We start from the raw sequence: 4,208 nt of genomic DNA on the forward strand, positions 1-4,208 counted from the left end.
CTGAATGATGAGAAAGAGCGGGGCTTATCACCATGGCCAGACTAAATGATATACCAATAGTCATACCAATGGCAGCCATTCCTTTTGTTCGTTGTTCATCGGGAGTTAAATCTGCGAGGAGCGCAATAAGTACGCTTCCTACCGCCCCTGTTCCCTGCAGTGTTCTTGCTACTATCATGCCGTATATTGAATCAGTTAATGCCCCAAGCAAACTTCCCACTGCAAATAACAATAAACCTATGGTGATCATAGGTTTTCGCCCCAATTTATCGGAAAGCATGCCAAAAGGCATCTGTAACAACCCCTGGGTCAATCCATATCCTCCCAAAGCCAAACCAATCAGTGCAGGTGTTGCTCCCTGAAGCTGCCCCGCATAAACCGAAAATACAGGAATAAGCATAAAGAGCCCTAGCATGCGAAAGGAAAAAATTGCGGCAATAGGAATAACTGTTGTTGACCAGGAAAACTTCATTGATAGTTGCAATTAATATGATGGTGGGCAAATGGTACAAAGTTAAGGCTTTAGAAACAAGGTATTTTAGTATTCTAATAAGGTTTAGGTGATTGACAGAATTTAATATTCCCGGTAGTTTGGTGCCTTTTTATACTAGAGGATTACTCTATGAGTTCAGTGTTTGCAGGAAAAGTCGCCTTAATTACTGGTGGTGCACGTGGTATTGGGAAGGCAACTGCCTTGAAATTGGCTCATGCTGGATGTGACATTGCAATCGTTTATTACAACAGTTCTGATGAAGCATTCTCGTTGGTTCAAGAATTGCAAAATATGGGACGCAAGGCAGTTGCCCTTCAGGCTAATGTTGCCGATCATCAATCGGTAAAAGAGATGTTTGTTCAGTTTAAAGAGCATTTCACTCATCTGAATTTCCTGATCAGTAATGCCGCGAGTGGTGTTTTAAAACCTGCTTTAAAAATGTCGACCAAACATTGGCGATGGTGTCTTGAGACCAATGCACTGGCTCTGAATCATTTAGCGACCGAAGGTCGTGAGTTAATGCCAAAGAACAGTCGGGTCGTTGCTTTATCCAGTCTTGGCGCCTCTCGGGCAATTCCTAACTATGCGTTCATTGGCGCATCTAAAGCGGCTCTTGAGTCTTTGGTTCGCTCGTTAAGTTTAGAATTGGCTGTTGATGGAATTACGGTGAATACCGTGTCTGCAGGTGTTGTTGATACTGATGCATTAAAACATTTTCCTAACCGAGAACAATTACTGGATGAATATCAGGCTCATTCATTAGCCGACCGGCCGTTGACCTCTAGTGATGTGGCTGATGCGGTGTACCTGTTATGCTTACCTGAAGCCTCTATGATCAATGCACATACCCTGTTTGTAGATGCAGGCTATAGCCAAGTTGGCTAGGTATCTCATACAGGTAGATGATTAACGCACAATTATGATATAATTTGTCGCTTTGTGAACTTGGTTTCGGTTTGAGGAAGAATTATGAATGTAGCTGGTGTTTACCCTAAAGTTAGGGCAATTATTGCAGATGTATTGGTTATTGATGAAGATGACGTGGCTTTGAATAGTCGTTTAATTACTGATTTAGGTGCTGAATCGATTGATTTTCTTGACTTGGTGTTTCAGCTGGAAAAAGAATTCAAAATTAAAATACCTCGCGGTCAGTTAGAAAAAAATGCGCGCGGCGATTTGGCTGAAGATGAGTTTGAGAAGGGCGGCACTTTGACTGCTGCTGGTCTTGAGGCATTAAAAAACTACCTTAATGAAGTACCTGCTGATCAATTTAAAGCAAACATGAAAGTTAATGAAATTCCTATGTTATTTACTGTCGAAACATTTTGTAAATTGGTTGTTGTTGCGGTGAGCCAACAAAATTCGGAATCTGTTGCCTGATGCGATTTTTATTCGTAGATAGAATTGTACATTTATCACCCGGTGAATGGGTTGGGGGAATAAAGCACGTTACTCGTGACGATGCTTATCTCACTACTGATGAGCAAGGACGGGCGTGTTTTATTCCTTCCTTGATTGGTGAAACACTTGGGCAGTTAGCGGCCTGGAATGTGATGCAACATAATGAGTTCACACTCCGGCCTGTCGCAGGCGTGGTTTCCAGTGCCAGGCTTCATCGTCCTGCTTATGTCGGGGAAACCTTACTGCTAGAATCCTACATCGATTCTCTGGATGATAAAGCGGTACATTATCATAGTATTGCCCGAGTAGGTGATGAACAGGTTTTTACTATTGAAGGTGCTTTAGGCCCATTATTGCCTATGACCGATTTTATCGATACAGCGCTTATTCTACGGCAATTTGCAGAAATTAATCGTCCCGCTGATTGGTCCGAGATATGTGAGTTGCATTCAACTTCTTCAGTATTGGAATTCAGTGGGCATGGCGCTGCAATCGCACCTTTGAATTTTGATCGCATTATTTCAAGTGAGGCGGGCGTGAGTCTGGTTGCTGAAAAGCGAGTCACTCGTGCTGCTCCTTATTTTGCCGATCATTTTCCTAATAAACCCGTTTTGCCAATGACAGTACTGCTGGAATGCAAGTTAAATTTGGCTCGGGAGTTTGTTTCACGTGCCGGATATTCAACAGCATATCAAGTCAGTGAATTACGTAAGATAAAAATGAATGAGTTTGTACAGCCAGGTGATGTAGTTGTATGCCATGTGAAAGTAAAACAATTAACTGATAATGAGTTAGTTTTGACTTATCGCAGTGAGGTCAATGGTAAACGAGTATGTGTTGTGGATGTAGTGCTTCTACCTAAAGGTAAATGACATGAAAAAAAGACGAGTAGCAATTACGGGATTGGGAGCGGTTTCACCCATTGGGCATGATGTACAGTCTACATGGAATAACTTGATTGCCGGGCAATCAGGAATAGCGGAAATCAAACAGTTTGATGCGAGTGCTTTTCCAACCTACATCGCTGCAGAAGTAAAAAATTTTACCCCCCATTCTTCTCTTACAGGCAAGCATACTCGTTTTGCAATGTCTTTTACCCATTATGCACTGGAAGCCGCACGTCAGGCCTTTGATGATGCTGGTGTCATTCCGTCTGCTCAGGATTCGTCTCGTTGGGGAGTGGTTACTGGCAGTGGTATGATGACTGCTGAATTTGATTACCTCCATCGTTTTCAACAGGCATGCGCTGCAGATGGTGAGAGTGATTGGTCTCAATTGCAAAACAGTTCCCGTGAGTTTTACAAGCTGGTTGATTTTGGCAAAACAACCTCAAACTCAGGACTTTCATTGCTTATTCAGCATTTTGGTATCACAGGCTATGCGTCTTCAGTACATACTGCTTGTGCTTCAGGAGGACAAGCTTTGGGCTTGGCAATGCAGGTAATTCGTCGTGGTGAAGCCGATTATATGTTGGCAGGTGGATTTGATTCCATGATAAATCCTTTAGGCTTATCCAGCTTTTGTTTATTGGGCGCATTATCAACATATAATGATACGCCACATACTGCCAGCCGTCCGTTTGATGCAACTCGTAATGGCTTTGTTTTGGGCGAAGGGGCCGCATTTTTAATACTCGAAGAATGGGATAAAGCTAAAGCTCGCGGTGCACGCATCTATGCTGAGTTAGCCGGTGAAGGAAACTCATTAAGTTCGTACCGAATTACTGATTCACATCCGAATGGTGATGGGGCAATTCAGGCAATAGAACGGGCGCTTCATGATGCTGGAGTTCAAGCTCGCGATGTCGATTACATTAATGCGCACGGTACTTCTACCAAAATGAATGATCTTAGTGAAACAAATGCAATTAAGGCTGTTTTTGGTGATAGAGTCAGCAGTTTACCGACCAGTTCAACAAAGAGCCAGACCGGGCATTTGATAGCCGCCGCTGGTGCACTGGAAGCCGTTTTGTCCGTTAAATCCATTGAGCAGGCACAAATTCCTAAAACTGCCAATTTAACTAGTCCAGATCCGGAATGCGATTTAGATTATGTCGTTGATGGCCCTCGTGAAAAATCATTAGGTGTGGTTTTATCAAACTCATTCGGCTTTGGCGGCTCCAACAGCTGTCTTTTATTTAAGCATCCTGAGTTTGAAGGAGCAAAAAAATGAGTGACTTAAACAGAGTATTTATAACTGGGCGCAGCGCCTTAACTGCCTCAGGAGCTACTGCTGACGACACATGGAATGCAGTACTTGCTGGAGAACATGGCATAGATGAAATAAAATATTGGGATTTATCTCAATGGTCGCA

6 protein-coding genes are annotated in these 4,208 nt (G+C 43.0%); 5 read left to right on the top strand and 1 reads right to left on the bottom strand.

Annotated features, from left to right (window positions below):
* A partial coding sequence (locus tag Q0495_RS09635) for an MFS transporter (protein ID WP_298625430.1) occupies window positions 1-472 on the bottom strand: 472 nt, incomplete at its 3' end.
* A gap of 150 nt (window positions 473-622) precedes the next feature.
* Between Q0495_RS09635 and fabL the strand changes: the two genes are divergently transcribed.
* The 5 genes from fabL to Q0495_RS09660 all read left to right on the top strand — a co-directional run.
* Window positions 623-1,378, top strand: a complete 756-nt coding sequence (gene fabL, locus Q0495_RS09640) for an enoyl-[acyl-carrier-protein] reductase FabL (protein ID WP_298625432.1) — start codon at window positions 623-625, stop codon at window positions 1,376-1,378.
* Window positions 1,379-1,462: 84 nt separating this feature from the next.
* On the top strand, window positions 1,463-1,873 hold the full coding sequence (locus Q0495_RS09645) for an acyl carrier protein (protein ID WP_298625435.1): 411 nt from the start codon (window positions 1,463-1,465) through the stop codon (window positions 1,871-1,873).
* Window positions 1,873-2,766, top strand: coding sequence for a hydroxymyristoyl-ACP dehydratase (locus Q0495_RS09650; RefSeq protein WP_298625437.1), 894 nt, complete (start codon window positions 1,873-1,875; stop codon window positions 2,764-2,766). The genes Q0495_RS09645 and Q0495_RS09650 overlap by 1 nt, the downstream gene beginning before the upstream one ends.
* Before the next feature lies 1 nt (window position 2,767).
* On the top strand, window positions 2,768-4,066 hold the full coding sequence (locus Q0495_RS09655) for a beta-ketoacyl synthase (protein WP_298625440.1): 1,299 nt from the start codon (window positions 2,768-2,770) through the stop codon (window positions 4,064-4,066).
* Window positions 4,063-4,208: beta-ketoacyl synthase N-terminal-like domain-containing protein (locus Q0495_RS09660; protein ID WP_298625443.1), on the top strand; the 146-nt coding region annotated here is incomplete at its 3' end. The genes Q0495_RS09655 and Q0495_RS09660, both read left to right, overlap by 4 nt.

The sequence above is a fragment of the uncultured Legionella sp. genome, assembly GCF_937871865.1.
Taxonomy (GTDB): Bacteria; Pseudomonadota; Gammaproteobacteria; order Legionellales; family Legionellaceae; genus Legionella.

Coding starts and splice junctions, on each gene's coding strand:
- fabL (WP_298625432.1), top strand. CDS start 623: ATGAGTTCAGTGTTTGCAGGAAAAGTCGCCTTAATTACTGGTGGTGCA.
- Q0495_RS09645 (WP_298625435.1), top strand. CDS start 1,463: ATGAATGTAGCTGGTGTTTACCCTAAAGTTAGGGCAATTATTGCAGAT.
- Q0495_RS09650 (WP_298625437.1), top strand. CDS start 1,873: ATGCGATTTTTATTCGTAGATAGAATTGTACATTTATCACCCGGTGAA.
- Q0495_RS09655 (WP_298625440.1), top strand. CDS start 2,768: ATGAAAAAAAGACGAGTAGCAATTACGGGATTGGGAGCGGTTTCACCC.